The 15,933-nt window shown below is 69.8% G+C and carries 15 protein-coding genes; 7 read left to right on the forward strand and 8 right to left on the reverse strand.

Going from position 1 to position 15,933, the window contains the following annotated elements:
- Positions 1-35: 35 nt before the first annotated feature.
- The 5 genes from DX116_RS05015 to DX116_RS05035 all read right to left on the reverse strand — a co-directional run bounded on the left by DX116_RS05015 (position 36) and on the right by DX116_RS05035 (position 5,256).
- A complete protein-coding gene (locus tag DX116_RS05015) occupies positions 36-1,151 on the reverse strand; it encodes a zinc-binding dehydrogenase (protein ID WP_119703069.1) in 1,116 nt (371 codons plus the stop codon).
- A 2-nt stretch (positions 1,152-1,153) separates the two neighbouring features.
- Positions 1,154-1,690: a cupin domain-containing protein gene (locus DX116_RS05020; protein ID WP_119703070.1), complete on the reverse strand. Its 537-nt coding sequence runs from the start codon at positions 1,688-1,690 to the stop codon at positions 1,154-1,156.
- An 89-nt stretch (positions 1,691-1,779) separates the two neighbouring features.
- Complete coding sequence (locus tag DX116_RS05025; RefSeq protein ID WP_119703071.1) at positions 1,780-2,850, reverse strand: sugar ABC transporter substrate-binding protein; 1,071 nt, start codon at positions 2,848-2,850, stop codon at positions 1,780-1,782.
- A 31-nt stretch (positions 2,851-2,881) separates the two neighbouring features.
- Positions 2,882-4,393, reverse strand: a complete 1,512-nt coding sequence (locus DX116_RS05030; RefSeq protein WP_119703072.1) for a sugar ABC transporter ATP-binding protein — start codon at positions 4,391-4,393, stop codon at positions 2,882-2,884.
- On the reverse strand, positions 4,390-5,256 hold the full coding sequence (locus DX116_RS05035; RefSeq protein ID WP_158591901.1) for an ABC transporter permease: 867 nt from the start codon (positions 5,254-5,256) through the stop codon (positions 4,390-4,392). The genes DX116_RS05030 and DX116_RS05035 overlap by 4 nt, the downstream gene beginning before the upstream one ends.
- On the opposite strand from DX116_RS05035, the gene DX116_RS19845 reads away from it, so the two are divergent.
- On the forward strand, positions 5,231-5,383 hold the full coding sequence (locus DX116_RS19845; RefSeq protein ID WP_158591902.1) for a hypothetical protein: 153 nt from the start codon (positions 5,231-5,233) through the stop codon (positions 5,381-5,383). The two genes, DX116_RS05035 and DX116_RS19845, sit on opposite strands and share 26 nt — an antisense overlap.
- A gap of 15 nt (positions 5,384-5,398) precedes the next feature.
- Here DX116_RS19845 and DX116_RS05040 read toward each other — a convergent pair whose 3' ends face one another.
- The gene (locus DX116_RS05040) at positions 5,399-6,577 is read right to left on the reverse strand and encodes a CaiB/BaiF CoA transferase family protein (protein ID WP_119703074.1); all 1,179 of its coding nucleotides are present in this window, start codon (positions 6,575-6,577) and stop codon (positions 5,399-5,401) included.
- 202 nt (positions 6,578-6,779) lie between these two features.
- Between DX116_RS05040 and DX116_RS05045 the strand changes: the two genes are divergently transcribed.
- On the forward strand, positions 6,780-7,679 hold the full coding sequence (locus tag DX116_RS05045) for a LysR family transcriptional regulator (RefSeq protein WP_119703075.1): 900 nt from the start codon (positions 6,780-6,782) through the stop codon (positions 7,677-7,679).
- 25 nt (positions 7,680-7,704) lie between these two features.
- On the opposite strand, the gene DX116_RS05050 is transcribed toward DX116_RS05045, so the two are convergent.
- Positions 7,705-9,132: an MFS transporter gene (locus DX116_RS05050; RefSeq protein WP_119703076.1), complete on the reverse strand. Its 1,428-nt coding sequence runs from the start codon at positions 9,130-9,132 to the stop codon at positions 7,705-7,707.
- Positions 9,133-9,236: 104 nt separating this feature from the next.
- Here DX116_RS05050 and DX116_RS05055 point away from each other — a divergent pair, with 104 nt between their 5' ends.
- Positions 9,237-9,833, forward strand: coding sequence for a TetR family transcriptional regulator (locus tag DX116_RS05055; protein ID WP_147393582.1), 597 nt, complete (start codon positions 9,237-9,239; stop codon positions 9,831-9,833).
- 8 nt (positions 9,834-9,841) lie between these two features.
- On the opposite strand, the gene DX116_RS05060 is transcribed toward DX116_RS05055, so the two are convergent.
- A complete protein-coding gene (locus DX116_RS05060) occupies positions 9,842-11,374 on the reverse strand; it encodes an adenylate/guanylate cyclase domain-containing protein (protein WP_233556569.1) in 1,533 nt (510 codons plus the stop codon).
- Positions 11,375-11,546: 172 nt separating this feature from the next.
- On the opposite strand from DX116_RS05060, the gene DX116_RS05065 reads away from it, so the two are divergent.
- The 4 genes from DX116_RS05065 (at position 11,547) to DX116_RS05080 (ending at position 15,879) form a co-directional block, all read left to right on the forward strand.
- Positions 11,547-11,957: a cyclic nucleotide-binding domain-containing protein gene (locus tag DX116_RS05065; protein ID WP_119703079.1), complete on the forward strand. Its 411-nt coding sequence runs from the start codon at positions 11,547-11,549 to the stop codon at positions 11,955-11,957.
- Between the two features lie 140 nt (positions 11,958-12,097).
- Positions 12,098-13,933, forward strand: a complete 1,836-nt coding sequence (locus tag DX116_RS05070; RefSeq protein WP_119703080.1) for a phosphoenolpyruvate carboxykinase (GTP) — start codon at positions 12,098-12,100, stop codon at positions 13,931-13,933.
- Positions 13,934-14,134: 201 nt separating this feature from the next.
- Positions 14,135-15,058, forward strand: a complete 924-nt coding sequence (locus DX116_RS05075; RefSeq protein ID WP_119703081.1) for an ABC transporter ATP-binding protein — start codon at positions 14,135-14,137, stop codon at positions 15,056-15,058.
- Complete coding sequence (locus DX116_RS05080; RefSeq protein ID WP_119703082.1) at positions 15,055-15,879, forward strand: ABC-2 transporter permease; 825 nt, start codon at positions 15,055-15,057, stop codon at positions 15,877-15,879. The genes DX116_RS05075 and DX116_RS05080 overlap by 4 nt, the downstream gene beginning before the upstream one ends.
- Positions 15,880-15,933: the final 54 nt, after the last annotated feature.

Genomic DNA, 15,933 nt, shown 5'->3' on the forward strand with positions numbered 1-15,933 from the left:
CCTGAGGGCCGGGATGCTGATGGGCTAGAGGGGGTTCAGGTCTGGCGCGACGGCCGGATGACGGGCTTGATCTCGTCCATCCGGCGCATCGCCGCCATAGCGTCGGCGAGCTCGTCGAGGCCGTACTCGTTGCCGAGCATGCGATTCCAGTCGAAGCGGTCCTGATAGCGATCGAGGAACTGCATCGCGGTGTGGTAGTCGCCGATCTCACCGCTCATGGAGCCGATGACCGTGATGCCGCGTGTCACGATCGTCGAGACGCTGATCTCCTGCGGCCGGCCTCCGAGCGTGCCGAGCATGACGTAGCGACCTCCGCGGGCCATCATCTGGATGCCCTCGGTCATGACTCCCGGAGCACCTGCGAGCTCGAACATCACCGACGCACCGCGCCCCGTGATCGACGTGACCTCGGCGATGCGTCCGGCGGGATCAGCCGACGGGTCGACGAGGACGGTGTCAGTGGCACCCCACTCGCGAGCGAGCTCCAGACGGTCCTCGGGACCACCGACGACCACCAGCTTGCGCGGCTCGTGGATCGACAGCAGCGCCGTCGCGAACAGCCCCAACGGTCCCGCTCCCTGCACGACGACGGTGTCGTCGTGATCGATCTTGCCCGCCAGGGAGAGCGCCTTGACGACGGTGCGGAGCGCGCAACTGCCTGCAGATGCCCAGGACGACTCGACGCCATCGGGCACCCGGACGCGTCCCGCCTCGGGGCGGACGATCGCGTAGTCGGCGAAGGTGCCGGTGAAGTGCGGAGCCTCCGCGCAGCTCGTGAGATAGGCGATGTAGCGGCGTGCGCACAGCACGGGCTGGTGCAGCACCGTGCACTCGTGGCATCGGCCGCACGGCACGTGAGCCCACACGACCCGATCGCCTAGCTCGAGCCGTTGGCCGACGCTGTCGAGCTCCGCTCCGTCGCCGATCTCGACGATCCGGCCGGCCATCTCGTGCCCGAGGATCAGCGGTGGATCGACAGGCAGGGCGAGGTTGCCCTGCCACGCATGGACGTCCGACCCGCAGACCGTGGCCACGTCGATCTCGACGACGAGACCACCCGGAGCCGCGACCGGTCGCGGGTACTCCCGGATCTCGAAGTCTTCCTTGTAGTCGCTCATCACGGCCGCGCGGCCAGTGGTCTGCTCGCTCATCCTCACGCCTTCCGGGTGGCGCCGACCAGGACGAAGAGCATCTCGACCGGCTGGTTGGTCCGATTGGTCCAGCTGTGAGCGGTGCCGTTCTGGACGACCGTGTCGCCAGCAGCCAGCGTCGTCTCGGTCCCGTCACTCAGTCCCAGAACGACCTCGCCCGAGAGCACCACGGCGACATCGGTCGTGTCGGAGGTGTGGACGCCTGGCTCGTCCTCGCGGTAGGTCTCGAGCAGCCCTGGGAAGGACGATCGGGCGTGCTGCTGGTTCTCCGGCGAGTCCGCGTCCTCCGGCCGGACGAAGTCGGCCGGCGGCAGCGTGAACGTCACGAACCGGAACCCCCCGACGGGAGGGAAGTGCTGCGTCCAGGCCGGCTCCGCACCCTGGTCGGGGTATGCCTGCGGCCCGTCGGTGCCCCAGAGATACAGCATGTCGACCCCGGGCAGGCCGGGTGAGGTACGGGCCGGGACGGCGGCGTCGCTCGCGATCGTCGAGGTCCCGTTGTCGGTGTGGCCGGTGACGACCCGTCGTCGGCTGGTCATGGTGTCTCCTTCGTGGTCGGTGTCGAGGTGTACCGGGCTGTCCCCGGGCACCCGGTCGGAGCGGCACCTGGCCCGCCCCGACCGGGGCTTCACGAAGCGGCGATGTCGTACTCGGCGGCCCACTTCTCGAAGAACGGCTTCGCGGCTTCCGCCTGGGAGACCGGCCCATTCTGCTCTCCGGGCGGAAGGCTGTCCTTCGTGACCGCGACGTACTCGTAGTCATCGTCCGACTCGGTGATCTTCTTGCCGTCCGCGAAGAAGGCGAGCAGCTTGTCGATCGCCACGTACGGGCTCGAGATCATGTCGCCGTCGGCGAGGCCGAGCACGACGTCGGGGTTGTCCCGCATCAGCGGCGTGCTGATGGCGTCGGCGTAGTAGGAGTACACCTTGACCTCGTCGCGCTTGGCCGACTTGAGCGCGCTGAGCGTCGCCGCCGTCCAGAGGTCGAAGATGGGGACGATCGCCGTCATCCTCGGGTTCTGGCTGAGCAGGGTCGCCGCATTCTTCTGACCCGCGCTGAAGTCGAATCCGGTCTCGAGCGGCGGGACGACCTCGATGCCGGCATCCTCGAGCGCGGTCGTGAGCGCATCAGTGCGCTCGACCGCCGAGGCCAGTGCCGTGGTCGTGAGCATCCCGACCTGGTCGCCGGGCTTGAGGTTCTGAAGCATCAGGTCGGCCAGCGGCTTCGTGAGCGCCTCCTCGTCCTCGCCGATGTACGTGAGGTCGAGGTCGGAGTTCAGGCTGCTGTCGACCGATGACCCGACCATCAGGACGGGGATCTTCTTGGCCTTGGCCTGGAGCAGACCGGCGCGCGCCGTCGACGGGGTCACGGCGGACATGATGATGGCGTCGACGCCCGAGGTCACGAGGCTGGAGACGCCGGAGGCGGCCTTCGCCGGATCGCCCTGGGTGTCTACCGTCTTGACCTTCCACCCCACGTGGGACGCCGCGTCCTTGCCCGCCTCGTAGAGCCGCTGCTGGTACGAGCCGGCGAGCGTGCCGTCGACCCACCCGATCGTCTTCGAGCCGACGTCCTTGGAACCGGACCCACCGGCGCCTCCCCCGTCCCCGCTGTCGGACGACCCGCACGCCGACAGAGGCACGAGCAGCGCCAGTCCGGCCACGACGGCCGACCAACGTCGTCCTTGAGTTCCTCGCATGATGTTTCTCCTTCTCCGGTGTATCCGGTGTTCAGCTCGCTGGTGCAGCGATGCTGCCGGTCATGGCCCCGATGAGCGCGTACTCGGTCGCCTCGGCGGCCGACCACGATGCGACGATGCGACCTCGTCGCAGGACGACGATGCGGTCGCAGAGCTCGAGGAGCTCCTCCGCGTCGCTCGATCCGACGACGAGGCCGAGTCCTTCGTCCGCAAGACTCCACAGCAGGGTGTGGAGCTCTGCGCGGGCTGCCACGTCCACGCCGACCGTGGGGTCCTCGAGGAGCAGGAAGCGTGGCTCGGCCAGCAGCTTGGCACCCACCAGGACCCGTTGCTGGTTGCCACCGGACAGCTGCCCGAGAAGGCGGTCCGCCACAGGTCGGAGCGACAGTCGATCGATGATGGCCGCTGCCCGGCGACGACTGGCAGGCACCGTCATGAAGCCGTGTCGCCCGACCCGGCGCAGCGCGGGGAGCACGAGGTTCTCGATGACGGGCTCGGAGGGCAACGAGGCCGACGCCCGCGAGGCCGGCAGGAGGCTGACTCCCAGCCTGTTCGCGCTCGCGGCCGTCGTGAGCGGCTCGCCACCGACCTCCACCGACCCACCTCGAGGCCGTTGGCGACCGGCCAGCTGCGCGAAGACCTCCTCGGCACCAGAACCGGGCAGGCCTGCGACACCGAGGATCTCTCCGGCCACGACCTCGATGTCGACACCATCGAGCCGGGCGCCACTCAGATTGGTTGCCGTCAACGACACGGGGCTGTCCCGCAGGGCTCGTGGCGCGGATGCGCGCGTCGGGCGAGTCGCGACGACCTCGGGTCCGGTGATGGCACGCACGAGCCTGTCGTGGGTGACCTCGCCCTGCTCCATGACGTCGATGACCTGACCGTCCGCCATGGCGGTGACTCGATCACACAGCGCCTCGACCTCGTCGAATCGATGGCTGATGTAGAGGATCGCGAGACCTCGCTCCCTGAGCCTGCGGACGACCGTCATGACCCGCTCGCAGTCCTCGGCGTTCATCGCGGCGGTGGGCTCGTCGAGGATCAGGATGCGCGCGTCGCGGTGGAGCGCCTGCGCCAGCAGCACGACCTTCTGCCAGGACACGGGAAGCTCTCTCACCCGACGGCGCACGTCGAGGTCGAGCCCGAGGGACTCGAACAGCGCGCGGACATGGCGCTCGGCGGCGCGGGGCGCGAGGAGGACACCCCGGCTCGGCTCGGCGCCGAACGTCACCACCTCGGTGACCGTCATGTCCATGGGCATCACGAGCTCCTGCGGCACGGCGACGATGCCAGCGGCAAGGGCCTCGGCCGGTCCCTTCAGCTCCAGCTCTGCGCCGGCCACGGCGACGCTGCCGCCGTCGGCCCCCACGCGACCCGTCAGGACGTTCACGAAGGTGCTCTTGCCCGCTCCGTTGCGGCCGATCAGGCCGTCCACACGCCCCCCCACCAACGTCAAGGACGCCCGGTCCAGCACCAGGGCCGGACCGTACCGCTTCGTCACGCCGTCTGCGCGGAGCGCCTCGGTCTCGAAGGAGGTCACTGCTTGCGCTCCTGCCGGGCCAGCACGACCGCCGCGAGCAGCACGGCTCCCTCGATGAGCTGGATGACGGCCGCCTTCTGGTCCATCATCGTCAGTCCGCGCTCGAGCAGGGCGATGAAGACGACGCCGAACACGGTCGCGGCAGGACTGAACCGACCTCGACCGACGATCGCGGCGCCGAGGAACACCGCTGAATAGGGCGGGAGCAGGAGGCCGGCGCCACTGTTGGGGAAGTAGGAACCACCTTGGGACGTGACCATGACGCCGGCGAGCCCGGCCAGCAGCCCGAGGACCACGAAGGCCGACAGACGGACGAGGCTCACCGAGATGCCCGCCAAGGTCACCGCCGTCGGGTTCATCCCCGTGGCGCGGAGGCGCCGACCGAGTGTCGTGAACGACATCACGACGACCGCCACCACGACCAGCAAGAGCGTCAGCCAGGTGGACCACGGCAGTCCCAGGTGCTCGTTCAGGGTGAAGCCGAGGTAGCCGAGCGGGATGTTGTCCGAGATCGTGTTGTTGCTGGTCATCAGCTGCTCGATCCCGACGGCGGCCGAGCCGGCGGCGAGCGTCGCGATGAAGGCGGGTGCGCGCCCCCAGGCGACGGCGACCCCGTTGACGACCCCGACAGCTCCGCCGACGAGGATCGCGGCGACGACGGCCACCAGCGGTGACACGTCGTGGTTCGACATCAGGAGGATCGAGCTCGCTCCGGACAAGCCGATCGTCGATGCGAAGGACAGGTCGAACTCACCGATCACGAGGACGAACGTGACGCCCAGCGCAAGCACCAGCAGCGTCGACTGCTGGGTCAGGACCGACTTCATGTTGTCGGCCGTGAGGTACGTGTCCGGCAGCTTCACCGCAAAGAACCCGACGAGCAGCATCAGGAACAGCACCGCGATCAAGGGCCTGTTCGCGGCGATCGGTCGCAGGACCGACGACCTGCTGGACCTCGGCCCTTCTGGGGCGGCCGGAGCGGCGGCCTGATCCGTCACAGCGCTCTCAGTTGACGACATGGTTGTCCTTTCCGGTGCTGGGCGAGACGTCGAGACCGTCGAGCTCGGTGAAGACCTGCTCGGTGTGCTCCCCCAGCTCAGGCGCCCGGCACAGGTCCCGCGTGCCGGTCGACGACAGCGGTGACCGGGGGACCAGGAGCCCGTCGTCGTCGATGATGAGTCGCAGCGCAGCGGCCTGGTCGCTGCGTGCAGCCTCGCCAGGCGTGCGGACGGGGGCGACGAGCACGCCGAGCCGGCGCAGCCGGGTGAGCAGCTCGTCCACCGTGAGCTCGCCCACGATCGACTGCAGCTCAGCCTCGACCTCGTCTCGCTCGGCCACCCGGCCCGCGTTGCCGCTCCACGCGTGTCGCCCCAAGGCCCTCGAGGCATCCAACGACTCGATCAGTCGGCGGTACATCGCATCGTTGGTGGCACCGAGGACGACGTGGCCGTCCTGGGCGGCGAAGGCCCGGTAGGGGACGATCGACGGGTGCGCGCTGCCCCACGGGCGCGGCGTCCCGCCGTCGACGGACGATCCGGCGATGACCGTGCCCAGGGCACTGATGGCCGTGGAGTACAAGGAGACGTCGATGCGCCGCCCGCGACCCGTGCGGACACGCTCGAGCAGGGCGGCGAGAACACCGTTGACCAGCGACAGGCCTGTGGCCAGGTCGACCATGGCGACGCCGAAGCGAACCGGTTCGCCGTCCGGCAGGCCGGTGATGCTCATGAGCCCCGACTCCGCCTCCACGATGACCTCGGTGCCGGCGTGAGTAGCCATCGGACCATCGACGCCGAAGCCCGTGATCGACCCGTACACGACGGAAGGATGACGCTCGAGCACCGCCGCTGGGCCGATGCCGAGGCGATCGGTCACGCCCGGACGGAAGTTCTCGACCACGACGTCGGCCGACGCGATCAGACGATCCACCGCCGTGCGGCCGTCCTTGGTGGTCAGGTCGAGAGCGACGCTGCGCTTGCCCCGGTTGACGGCGTGGAAGTACGCACTGGTCTGGCCCACGAAGGGAGGCCCCCAGGCCCGGGTCTCGTCGCCGGTCCCGGGCATCTCGATCTTGATGACGTCAGCACCGAGCTCGGCGAGCTGCATCGTCGCGTACGGGCCGGCCAGGACACGGGTGAAGTCGATGACGCGGACCCCAGCGAGCGGCTGGAAGGCAACAGTCATCGTCGCACCGGTCCTCGGTGGTGGATGCCTGAGCAGCTTCGCGTCATCACGTGTCTCCGTCTGGTCGAGATCGCCACACACGTCGGCGACGTGACCGTCGCCACATCTCCCGGGTGGCCCACGTCACGATACGAGCGCAATTGATGCGCCCGCACGCTAGAATTTGCATTATTTGATGCATCAGACGCATTAACATGACGTGATGGACCCCTCCATCGACTTGAGCCTCCGCGACCTGCGATTGATTCTGGAAGTTGCCGAGAAACAGTCATTCACGGTCGCAGCCGAGGCCGTCCACATGTCGCAGAGCGCTCTCAGCCGCGCGGTCAACGAGGCGGAACGACGAGTCGGAGCCCGATTGTTCGAACGCACGACCCGCTCGGTGGAGCCCACCGCGGTGGGCCGCGAGCTGGTGCGGCTCGGGTCGGCGATGGTGGAGCACTACGAGCGTGGGCTCAGGGAGCTCGTGCTGTTCCGCGACGGCCTCGGCGGCATCGTGCGCATCGCTGCTCTGCCGTCGATCGCCGCGACGATGCTGCCTGCCATCGTCGCCGAGCTGCGGGTGACATCGCCTGACATCGTCCTCGACATCGCCGACACCTTGGCGCACGTGGCCACCGAGCAGCTGCTCACCAGCCGCGTCGACTTCGCGATCACGGTCGACGAGGGGTTGCCGGACGAGCTCGCCCTCACGCCGCTGACCAAGGACCGGTTCCACGCGGTGTTTCGCGACGACCATCCGTTCCATGGGCGAGACCAGGTGACCTGGGCAGACCTGGCGGAGCAACCGATCGTCAGCTTCGGCGAGGCCAGCAGCCTGCGAGCGCTCACCGACGAGACATTCTCCCGCCTCCGCCTGGCCCCGGCGCAGGCTGCGGAAGCGCAGAACATCGCGGTCATCGCCGGCCTCGTTGCCGCCGGCCTCGGCGTGGCGGCTGCACCCGCGATGGTCCTGCCGCTGATGTCCTTCGCCGGCTTGAGCTCCGCCGAGCTGGTGGAGCCGACGGTCGATCGCGACCTGGTGCTCGCCTACGTCCCTGGACGCTCGATCTCACCTGCCGCCCAACACGTCGCGACCACGCTGCGCACCTCGTTGGCCTGATCGCCCACCCGGGCGGCCTGTCTGATCAGGCCTGCTGGGGGCGGTGCGGGATGAACATGACCAGCACGGCGGCGAGCACGGCCGCGGCGCCGCACAGGGCGAAGATCAGCTGGTACGCGTCGAGCGACGGCACCGCGAAGGTGCCGACGATGACGGTCGACCCCGCCAGGATGCTGCCGCCGATCGCGCTGGCCAGCGAGCTGCCGAGGCTACGGAACAGGGAGTTGAGGCCGTTGGCCGCACCCGTCTCGTCGGCCGGCGTGTGGGCGTTGATGAGCGAGGGCATCGCGGCGTAGCCGATGCCGGTACCGACGCCGATGACCGTCGAGCCCACGACGACCTGCCACAGCGCCTCGTGCACGAAGATGCGCGCCATGAAACCGGCGGCCACGACGAGCGCGCCGAGGGCGAGGGTCTGCGACGCCCCCCGGGTCGCGATGAGCTTGGCCGCGACGGGCGCGAACAGCAGCATCATGAGGCCGCTGGGCAGCATCGCGAGACCGCCCACGAGCAGGCTGGAGCCGAAGCCGTAGCCGCTCGACTCGGGCGCCTCGATGTAGGAGGCGGTGCCGATGAACGAGGCGAACAGCGCGAAGCCGAACAGGATCGATGCCGCGTTGGTCAGCACGATGGGCGGACGACGCAGGGCCTTGAGGTCGACGAGCGGGTCCTCGATGCGCAGCTGCGTCCACCCGAAGATCGCGATCAGCACGACGGCGGCGGCCAGCAGCACCCAGATGCGCGGGTCGTCCCAGCCCCACGTCGAGCTCTGCGCGAGCGGGAGCAGCAGGCACACGAGCCCGGCGGCCAGCAGCACCGAGCCGACGACGTCGACGCGTCCCCCGCTGCGGCCCGGCGCCTCGGGGACGATCAGCAGGATGCCGACGAAGGCCACCACACCGGCCAGGCCCGTGATCCAGAACAGCACGTGGAAGTCGGCGTGCTCGGCGACGAACCCGGCCAGCGGCAGTCCCAGCGAGCCACCCACGCCGAGCATCGCGCTGATCAGGGCGATGCTCGAGCCGACGCGCTCGCGGGGCATGACGGTCGCCAGCAGGCTGATGCCGAGCGGGATCGCCGCGGCCGACGCTCCCTGGATCGCGCGTCCCGCGATGAGCAGCCCGATGTTGTCGGTGAACGAGGTGATGAGCGAGCCGACGACGAGCGCGGCGATCGCCACGAGCAGCATGCGGCGCTTGCCGAACATGTCGCCGAGGCGGCCGAGGATCGGCACCGACACCGCGGCCACCAGCAGGGTCGACGTCAGCAGCCAGCTGACGTTGCTGGCCGAGGTGTCGAGGTCGGCCGGCAGGATCGACAGCACCGGGATCAGCACCGACTGGGCGAGGGCCACCACCAGGGCGCCGAGTCCCACGACGAGCAGCTCGAAGGTCGCGCGTCGGGGGGAGGTGTGCTCGGCCACGGCGGTGGCGGAGACGTCGTGGTCGGTCATGTCGACTCTTCCGGGGGGATGTTGGTAGGGCCGAGCAACCATATCCGTCTGTGACACCGAGTGCCAACTTCGCCCCTCGGTGTCACCGACGGTAGGGTGGCGCCGTGACCCCGGACATGAGCCTGCGTGACCACGCGCGCGAGGCGATCCGCGACGAGGTCGCCAAGCACGCCTGGACCTTGTTCGCCGCGCACGGCTACGAGGCGACGACGGTCGACCAGATCGCGGACGCCGCGGGCATGTCGCGGCGCACGTTCTTCCGCTACTTCGCGGGCAAGGACGAGCTGGTCCTGGAGCGTCTCGTCGAGTCGGGCAACCTGATCGCGACGGCCCTCGAGCAACGTCCGGCCGACGAGGCCGCGTGGCCCGCCCTGCGTGCCGCGTTCTCGGCGACGATCAGGCTGCAGGAGCAGCACCACGAGAAGTCGCGCCCGCTCCAGCTCATGCTGCGCGCCGAGCCGGCCCTGCGGGCCACGATCGAGACCCGTCGGCGCCTGTGGGTCGAGCGCCTGGCACCGCTCACCGCCGCGCGCCTCCCGTCGACGGATGCCGCCGACCGCAGTGGCACGCGGGCCGCCGCCGTGACCGCCAGCGCCGTCGCGTGCCTGGAGGCAGCCCAGATCGCCTGGGCCGAGAACCCGGGGACGTCCCTGGGCGAGCTCCTCGACGACGCGATGGGGGCTGTGGCACCGCTCAGGTGACCGCTCGGTCAGGCCAGGCGTGACGTGGGAGTCGGTTCCGACCGTCCGCGCAGCACCGGCGACCCATCAGGCGTCCAGTGGCGCCGCTCGCGCTCGTCGGCAGCGGTGACGCTGGCGGTGGCCACCAGCACGCGTCCCTCGACGTCCTTGGCGAGCTCGGTCAGACGGGCCGCGGCGTTGACCGCGTCGCCGATGACGGTGTACTCGAAGCGCGAGCGGTGCCCGACGTTGCCGGCCACGGCCTGGCCCGTCGACACGCCGATGCCGGCACCGATCTCGGGCACCTCGTCGGCCAGACGCTCGGCGACGCGCCGTGCCGTCGCCAGCGCTGCACCTGCGTGGTCGTCGAGGTCGGCGGGTGCGCCGAAGATCGCGAGGACGGCATCGCCCATGAACTTGTTGACGAGACCGCCGTGGTCGTCGACCTCCTCGACGATGACGGCGAAGAAGCGGTTGAGCATCGCGACGACCTCGGCCGGCGAACGGGTCGCAGCGTACGTCGTCGAGCCGATCAGGTCGATCATCAGCACCGAGACGGTACGGGTCTCGCCGCCGAGCTCGACGTTGCCGTCGGTCGCCGCCTGGGCCACCGCCCGGCCCACGTGGCGTCCGAACAGGTCGCGGATCTGCTCGCGCTCGCGCAGCCCCTGCACCATCTCGTTGAAGCCCGACTGCAGCAGCCCCAGCTCGGTGCCGTCGTCGACGCGCACCTCGACGTCGAGATCGCCCTCCTTGACGCGCTCGAGCGCCTCTTGGACCGCCACGATCGGCGAGACGACCGCCCGGGCGTTGAGCACCGTCACGAGCGCGCCGAACAGCAGCACGACGGCGGCCAGACCCAGTGCGGTCGACGCCAGCCGGACGATGCTGGTGTCGTCGCGCGAGATCGCCGCGATCGAGGCGACCACCAGGCCGAGCACCGGGGCCGCGGTGCCGAGGCCCCAGAACAACAGCATGCGGCGCTGCACGCCGGCGCCCATCTCGTCGGCCGACGCCCGACCCTGCAGGGCCCGCGCCGCGATCGGACGCAGCGCGAACTCGGTGAACAGGTAGGCGATCGCGCACACCACCAGGCCTGCGATGCCGACGGCGAACACCGCACCCAGCACGGCCTCGGGCTGGAAGATGATCGCGAGGATCGTGAAGGTCGCGACCCCGCCCATCCACAGCCCCAGCTGGATCAGCGTCATGCGCCACGGCAGCCGCAGGGCCGTGCGACGCTCGTCGACCGTGGGCTCCTGGTCCTCGATCGACCAGCGCAGCGCGTGCAGGGCGCTGACCGTGACGGCCGTCGCGCCGATCAGCACCGCGACGCCCACGTACACCGGCACCGCGATCGCCAGCGCGGTCAGGTAGCCGGAGTTGGGCCCGCCGCCGGGGGTCACGAGGAAGGTGATGGCCACGACGATGATCGCGCCGATGACGTTGGTGCCGACCAGCAGGATCGTGAGCAGCGCCTGGATGCGGACGCGCAGACGTCCGCTCGGCTGGTCGGGCGGACCGAGCAGCCAGTCGCTGCCCGTCCGGTGCGCTGTCGCCACGATGTCCCCGTCTCTCGTCGTGGAAGGCCTCGTCGTCGAGGGCCCACGTCCCGCGGAGCCAATATAGTGACGGCAGCCGCTACGGTGTGACCAACGACACCTGCTGCCTCGGTGTCACGGCCGTACTCCCACCCCGGCAACACGCCGAGCCCTCCGACCGAAGGACCCCGTCATGGCACCCAAGCAGAAGGCCGACCCGGACGTCGTGAAGACGCTGAGCGAGCACACCTCGTTCGACAAGTCGCTGGTCAAGCGCCTCGCCACGGTCGGCAACGCCGTCAACATCCCGCAGGGCTGGTCGGTCATCATGGAGACCACACCGGCCGACTCGGCCTACATCGTGCTCGACGGCACGGTCGAGATCCGCAAGGGTGGCCAGACCATCGCCGAGCTCGGCCCCGGCGACGTCTTCGGCGAGATCGCGCTGGTCAACCACAGCCTGCGCAACGCCTCGGCGGTCGCGGCGTCCCAGATCCGCGTGCTGCGTCTCGGCGAGGACGCCATCGCGTCGTTGCTCGAGCACGACACGGCCTTCGCCGACACCCTGCGCTCCAACGCCGAGAGCCGCATCCAGACCAGCTGATCGCACCGGCGTCGCGGCGCCGGGATTTGTTGTCCGCGGCACACAAATGGTGGGGTCGCGAGGCCTCCGCCGACGGTGGTTACCCTTCGGTGAAATGCGCTGCACGCAGGCGCGTTCATGACACGAGAGGCGAGCACGCGATGGCAGACGTTGAGGCAGCACTGGATCAGGCCGGACTCACCAACCCCCACGTGCGCGAGTACGTGCGCTACTGGGCAGACCTGACGGGCGCCGAGCGGGTCGAGGTCGTCAGCGCGTCCGACGACGCCCGGCTGGCCGAGGAAGCACTGGCGGCCGGCGAGCTCCAGCCCGCCGGCGAGGGGCTCTACTACTCGCGCAGCTACCACAAGGACACCGCCCGCTCCGAGGAGCGGACGATCGTCGCGACGAGCAACCCGAGCGATGCGGGCGTCTACAACAACTGGCGTCCGTCGTCGGAGATGAAGCCGCTGCTCGAGGGCAAGATGCGCGGCGCCTCGGCCGGCAAGACGATGTACGTCGTCCCGTACCTGATGGCACCTCCCGGCTCCCCGCTCGAGGCGTACGCGGCCGGCGTCGAGCTGACCGACTCGCGCACCGTGGTCATGCACATGATCCGCATGGCCCGCGTCGGCATCGACTACATCAACGAGCTCGCCGACCCCGACAGCTTTGTGCGCGCCGTCCACGTGACCGGCGACCTCGAGAACCTCGGCCACGGCACCGACGACGACGCGCGCTACTTCGTGACGGTCGCCGACGAGCGCACGATCCTGCACTTCGGCTCGTCGTACGGCGGCAACGCGCTGCTCGGCAAGATCGCGCACGGCCTGCGCCAGGCGGCGTACGACGGCTGGGCGTCCGGCAAGTTCCTGTCGGAGCAGTTCATGCTGCTCGGCATCACCGACAAGGAGACCGGCAAGAAGTACCACATCTGCGGCGGCTTCCCGAGTGCGTCGGGCAAGACCAACCTGGCCATGACGCTGGCTCCCGACGCCCTGGGCGACCGCTACTACGTCGACTTCTACGGCGACGACATCGCGTGGCTCTGGGTCGACGAGAACGACGGCAAGCTCTACGGCATGAACCCCGAGTTCGGCGTGTTCGGCGTCGCCAAGGACACCAACGAGGCCACCAACCCGGGCGCGCTGCACTCGGTCGACGCGGGCACCGGCGCGATCTTCACCAACATCGCCTACAACCCCGACACCCAAGAGGTCTGGTGGGAGGGCAAGACGCCCAACCCGCCCGAGGACGTCACGGGCTGGGAGGACTGGAAGGGCGAGAAGATCTCCGAGCGTGCCGAGGGCGACGACGCACCGTGGGCGCACCCCAACAGCCGCTTCACCACGACGCTGTCGAACGTCCCCAACGTCGCTCCCGACTTCAACAGCCCCCAGGGCGTGCCGATCGACGCGATCATCTTCGGTGGACGCACCCGCGACCGCGAGCCGCTGATCCGCGCGATCACCGACCTCGCCGAGGGCGTCTACGACGGCCTGACGCTGGGCGCCGAGGCCACGTTCGCCGCCGAGGGCGTCGACGGCCAGCTGCGCTACGACCCGATGTCGATGCGTCCGTTCATGTCGTACCCCGAGGGCGCCTACGCGGCCCAGTGGCTCAAGATCATCGGCGATGCCAAGGAGGCGCCGCTGTTCGCGCACGTCAACTGGTTCCAGCGCGGCGACGACGGTCGCTTCCTGTGGCCCGGCTACCGCGACAACCTGCGTCCGCTGCTGTGGCTCATGCAGCTCAAGGCCGGTGAGGTCTCCGGACGCTCGACGCCGGTCGGCATCATCCCGACGCGCGAGGAGCTCAACCTCGAGGGACTCGAGATCGACTCGGACGACCTCGACACGATCCTGACGATCGACAACGCGCGCTGGCAGCAGGAGATCGCCAACCGCGAGGTGCACCTGACGGCGTTCCACGACCTGCCCGAGGAGATCTGGGAGGCGCACCGCCGCGTCAAGGCCGACCTCGAGGCCGACGCCTGAGCTGACCCACCCGAGCTGCGCCACTCGCTATCCGCGAGTGGCGCAGTTTCGCGTTTCTGGGACGGCGTGTCCCCCAGAAACGCGCCACTCGCGATCCGAACTGCACCACTCGGTGACCCCGACTCGCTCAGGGTCGCGTCAGGGGTGCGACCAGCGTCGTCCCCGATGTGGGGGACGGCCCGGCGACGCCACAGTCGTCGCATGATCACCGTCGATTCACTCACCAAGACGTACGGCGCCTTCCGGGCCGTCGACGACGTCACGTTCACCGCTCGACCCGGTCGGGTCACCGGCTTCCTCGGCCCCAACGGCGCCGGCAAGTCGACCTCGATGCGCGTCATGGTCGGCCTCACCCCACCGACGTCCGGCAGCGCGACCGTCTGCGGACGTCGCTTCGCCGACCTGCCCAACCCCGGCCGCGAAATCGGCGTGCTGCTCGACGCATCTGCGCAGCACGCCGGCCGGACGGGCCGCGAGATCCTGACGATCGCCCAGCGGACCATGGGCCTGCCCAAGAGCCGCGTGGACGAGATGATCGCGCAGGTCAGCCTGACCCCGTCCGAGGCCGACCGCCGGGTGCGGAACTACTCGCTCGGCATGCGGCAGCGCCTCGGCATCGCCACCGCGCTGCTGGGCGAGCCCGAGGTGCTGATCCTCGATGAGCCCGCCAACGGGCTCGACCCGGCCGGCATCCGCTGGATGCGCGACCTGCTGCGCGGCTACGCCGACCAGGGCGCCACGGTGCTGCTGTCGTCGCACCTGCTGCACGAGATCGAGGTCGTCGCCGACGACCTCGTCGTGATCGGCAACGGACGCATCGTCGCCCAGGGCACGAAGGCCGAGCTGCTCGCGTCGGCCGGCACGCTCGTCCGCACCCGCGACGTCCCGGGCCTGACGACCGCCCTGGCCACGGCCGGTGTGGCGCACGCGCCGAGCGCCGCCGCCGGGGGCTCGGACGCCCTGCGCGTCGAGGCCGATACCGAGGTCGTCGGCTCGATCGCCCTGGACGCCCGCATCGCCCTGCTCGAGCTGCGCGCCGCCGAGGGAGCCGGCCTGGAGGAGATGTTCCTCGAGCTCACCGCCGCCGAGCAGCGCGAGACCACCACCCGAGGAGAAGCAGCATGAGCACCACCGCCACGACCGTCGCCGTCCCCCCGTCGCCCCCCGTCTCCCGGCGCGCGCCGCGGCCCGTGCCCGACCCCGTCCCGTTCGCACGACTGGTGTCGGTCGAGCTGCGCAAGTGCTTCGACACCCGCGCAGGCTTCTGGCTGCTGGCGAGCATCGGCATCGCGGCACTGCTGGCCACCGGGTCGGTGCTGCTCTGGGCGCCGGACTCGGCGATCACGTACTCGACGTTCGCCTCGGCGATCGGCTTCCCGATGACCGTCATCCTGCCGATGATCGCCGTGCTCGCGGTGACGAGCGAGTGGAGCCAGCGCAGCGGGCTCACGACCTTCACCCTCGTGCCGCACCGCGGCCGTGCCATCGCCGCCAAGGCCGTCGTGACGATCGGCATCAGCATCGCGTCCACCGCGCTCGCCCTGGTGGTCGGTGTGCTCGGCACGGTGGCCGGCTCGGCGCTGCTCGGCGTCGACGCGGCGTGGAACCTCGGCCCGGAGCGTCTGTTCAACATCGCACTCGCCCAGGTGATCGGGATGCTGGTGGGCTTCATGCTCGGCGTCACGATCCGTCACTCCGCAGGAGCCATCGTCGGCTACTTCGTCTACTCGTTCGTGCTGCCCGGGCTCACCGAGGTGCTGGCGCAGACGCAGCAGTGGTTCGGCGACCTGCGCCCGTGGGTCGACGTGAACTACGCCCAGTCGGCGCTCTACAACGGTTCCCTCGACGCGAGCCAGTGGGCGCACCTCGCCGTCACGACCTTCGTCTGGCTCGTGATCCCCCTCGCCGTCGGCCTCTGGGCCCTGATGCGCTCGGAGGTGAAGTAGCCCCATCGACGGCCGAGGGGATCCTGCCGGCCTGGCGGTCGACAGGATCCCATC

Origin of the sequence: Aeromicrobium endophyticum (genome assembly GCF_003586285.1) — a bacterium.
GTDB classification, from domain to species: Bacteria; Actinomycetota; Actinomycetes; order Propionibacteriales; family Nocardioidaceae; genus Aeromicrobium; species Aeromicrobium endophyticum.

Coding starts and splice junctions, on each gene's coding strand:
- DX116_RS05015 (WP_119703069.1), bottom strand. CDS start 1,151: ATGAGCGAGCAGACCACTGGCCGCGCGGCCGTGATGAGCGACTACAAG.
- DX116_RS05020 (WP_119703070.1), bottom strand. CDS start 1,690: ATGACCAGCCGACGACGGGTCGTCACCGGCCACACCGACAACGGGACC.
- DX116_RS05025 (WP_119703071.1), bottom strand. CDS start 2,850: ATGCGAGGAACTCAAGGACGACGTTGGTCGGCCGTCGTGGCCGGACTG.
- DX116_RS05040 (WP_119703074.1), bottom strand. CDS start 6,577: ATGACTGTTGCCTTCCAGCCGCTCGCTGGGGTCCGCGTCATCGACTTC.
- DX116_RS05045 (WP_119703075.1), top strand. CDS start 6,780: ATGGACCCCTCCATCGACTTGAGCCTCCGCGACCTGCGATTGATTCTG.
- DX116_RS05050 (WP_119703076.1), bottom strand. CDS start 9,132: ATGACCGACCACGACGTCTCCGCCACCGCCGTGGCCGAGCACACCTCC.
- DX116_RS05065 (WP_119703079.1), top strand. CDS start 11,547: ATGGCACCCAAGCAGAAGGCCGACCCGGACGTCGTGAAGACGCTGAGC.
- DX116_RS05070 (WP_119703080.1), top strand. CDS start 12,098: ATGGCAGACGTTGAGGCAGCACTGGATCAGGCCGGACTCACCAACCCC.
- DX116_RS05075 (WP_119703081.1), top strand. CDS start 14,135: ATGATCACCGTCGATTCACTCACCAAGACGTACGGCGCCTTCCGGGCC.
- DX116_RS05080 (WP_119703082.1), top strand. CDS start 15,055: ATGAGCACCACCGCCACGACCGTCGCCGTCCCCCCGTCGCCCCCCGTC.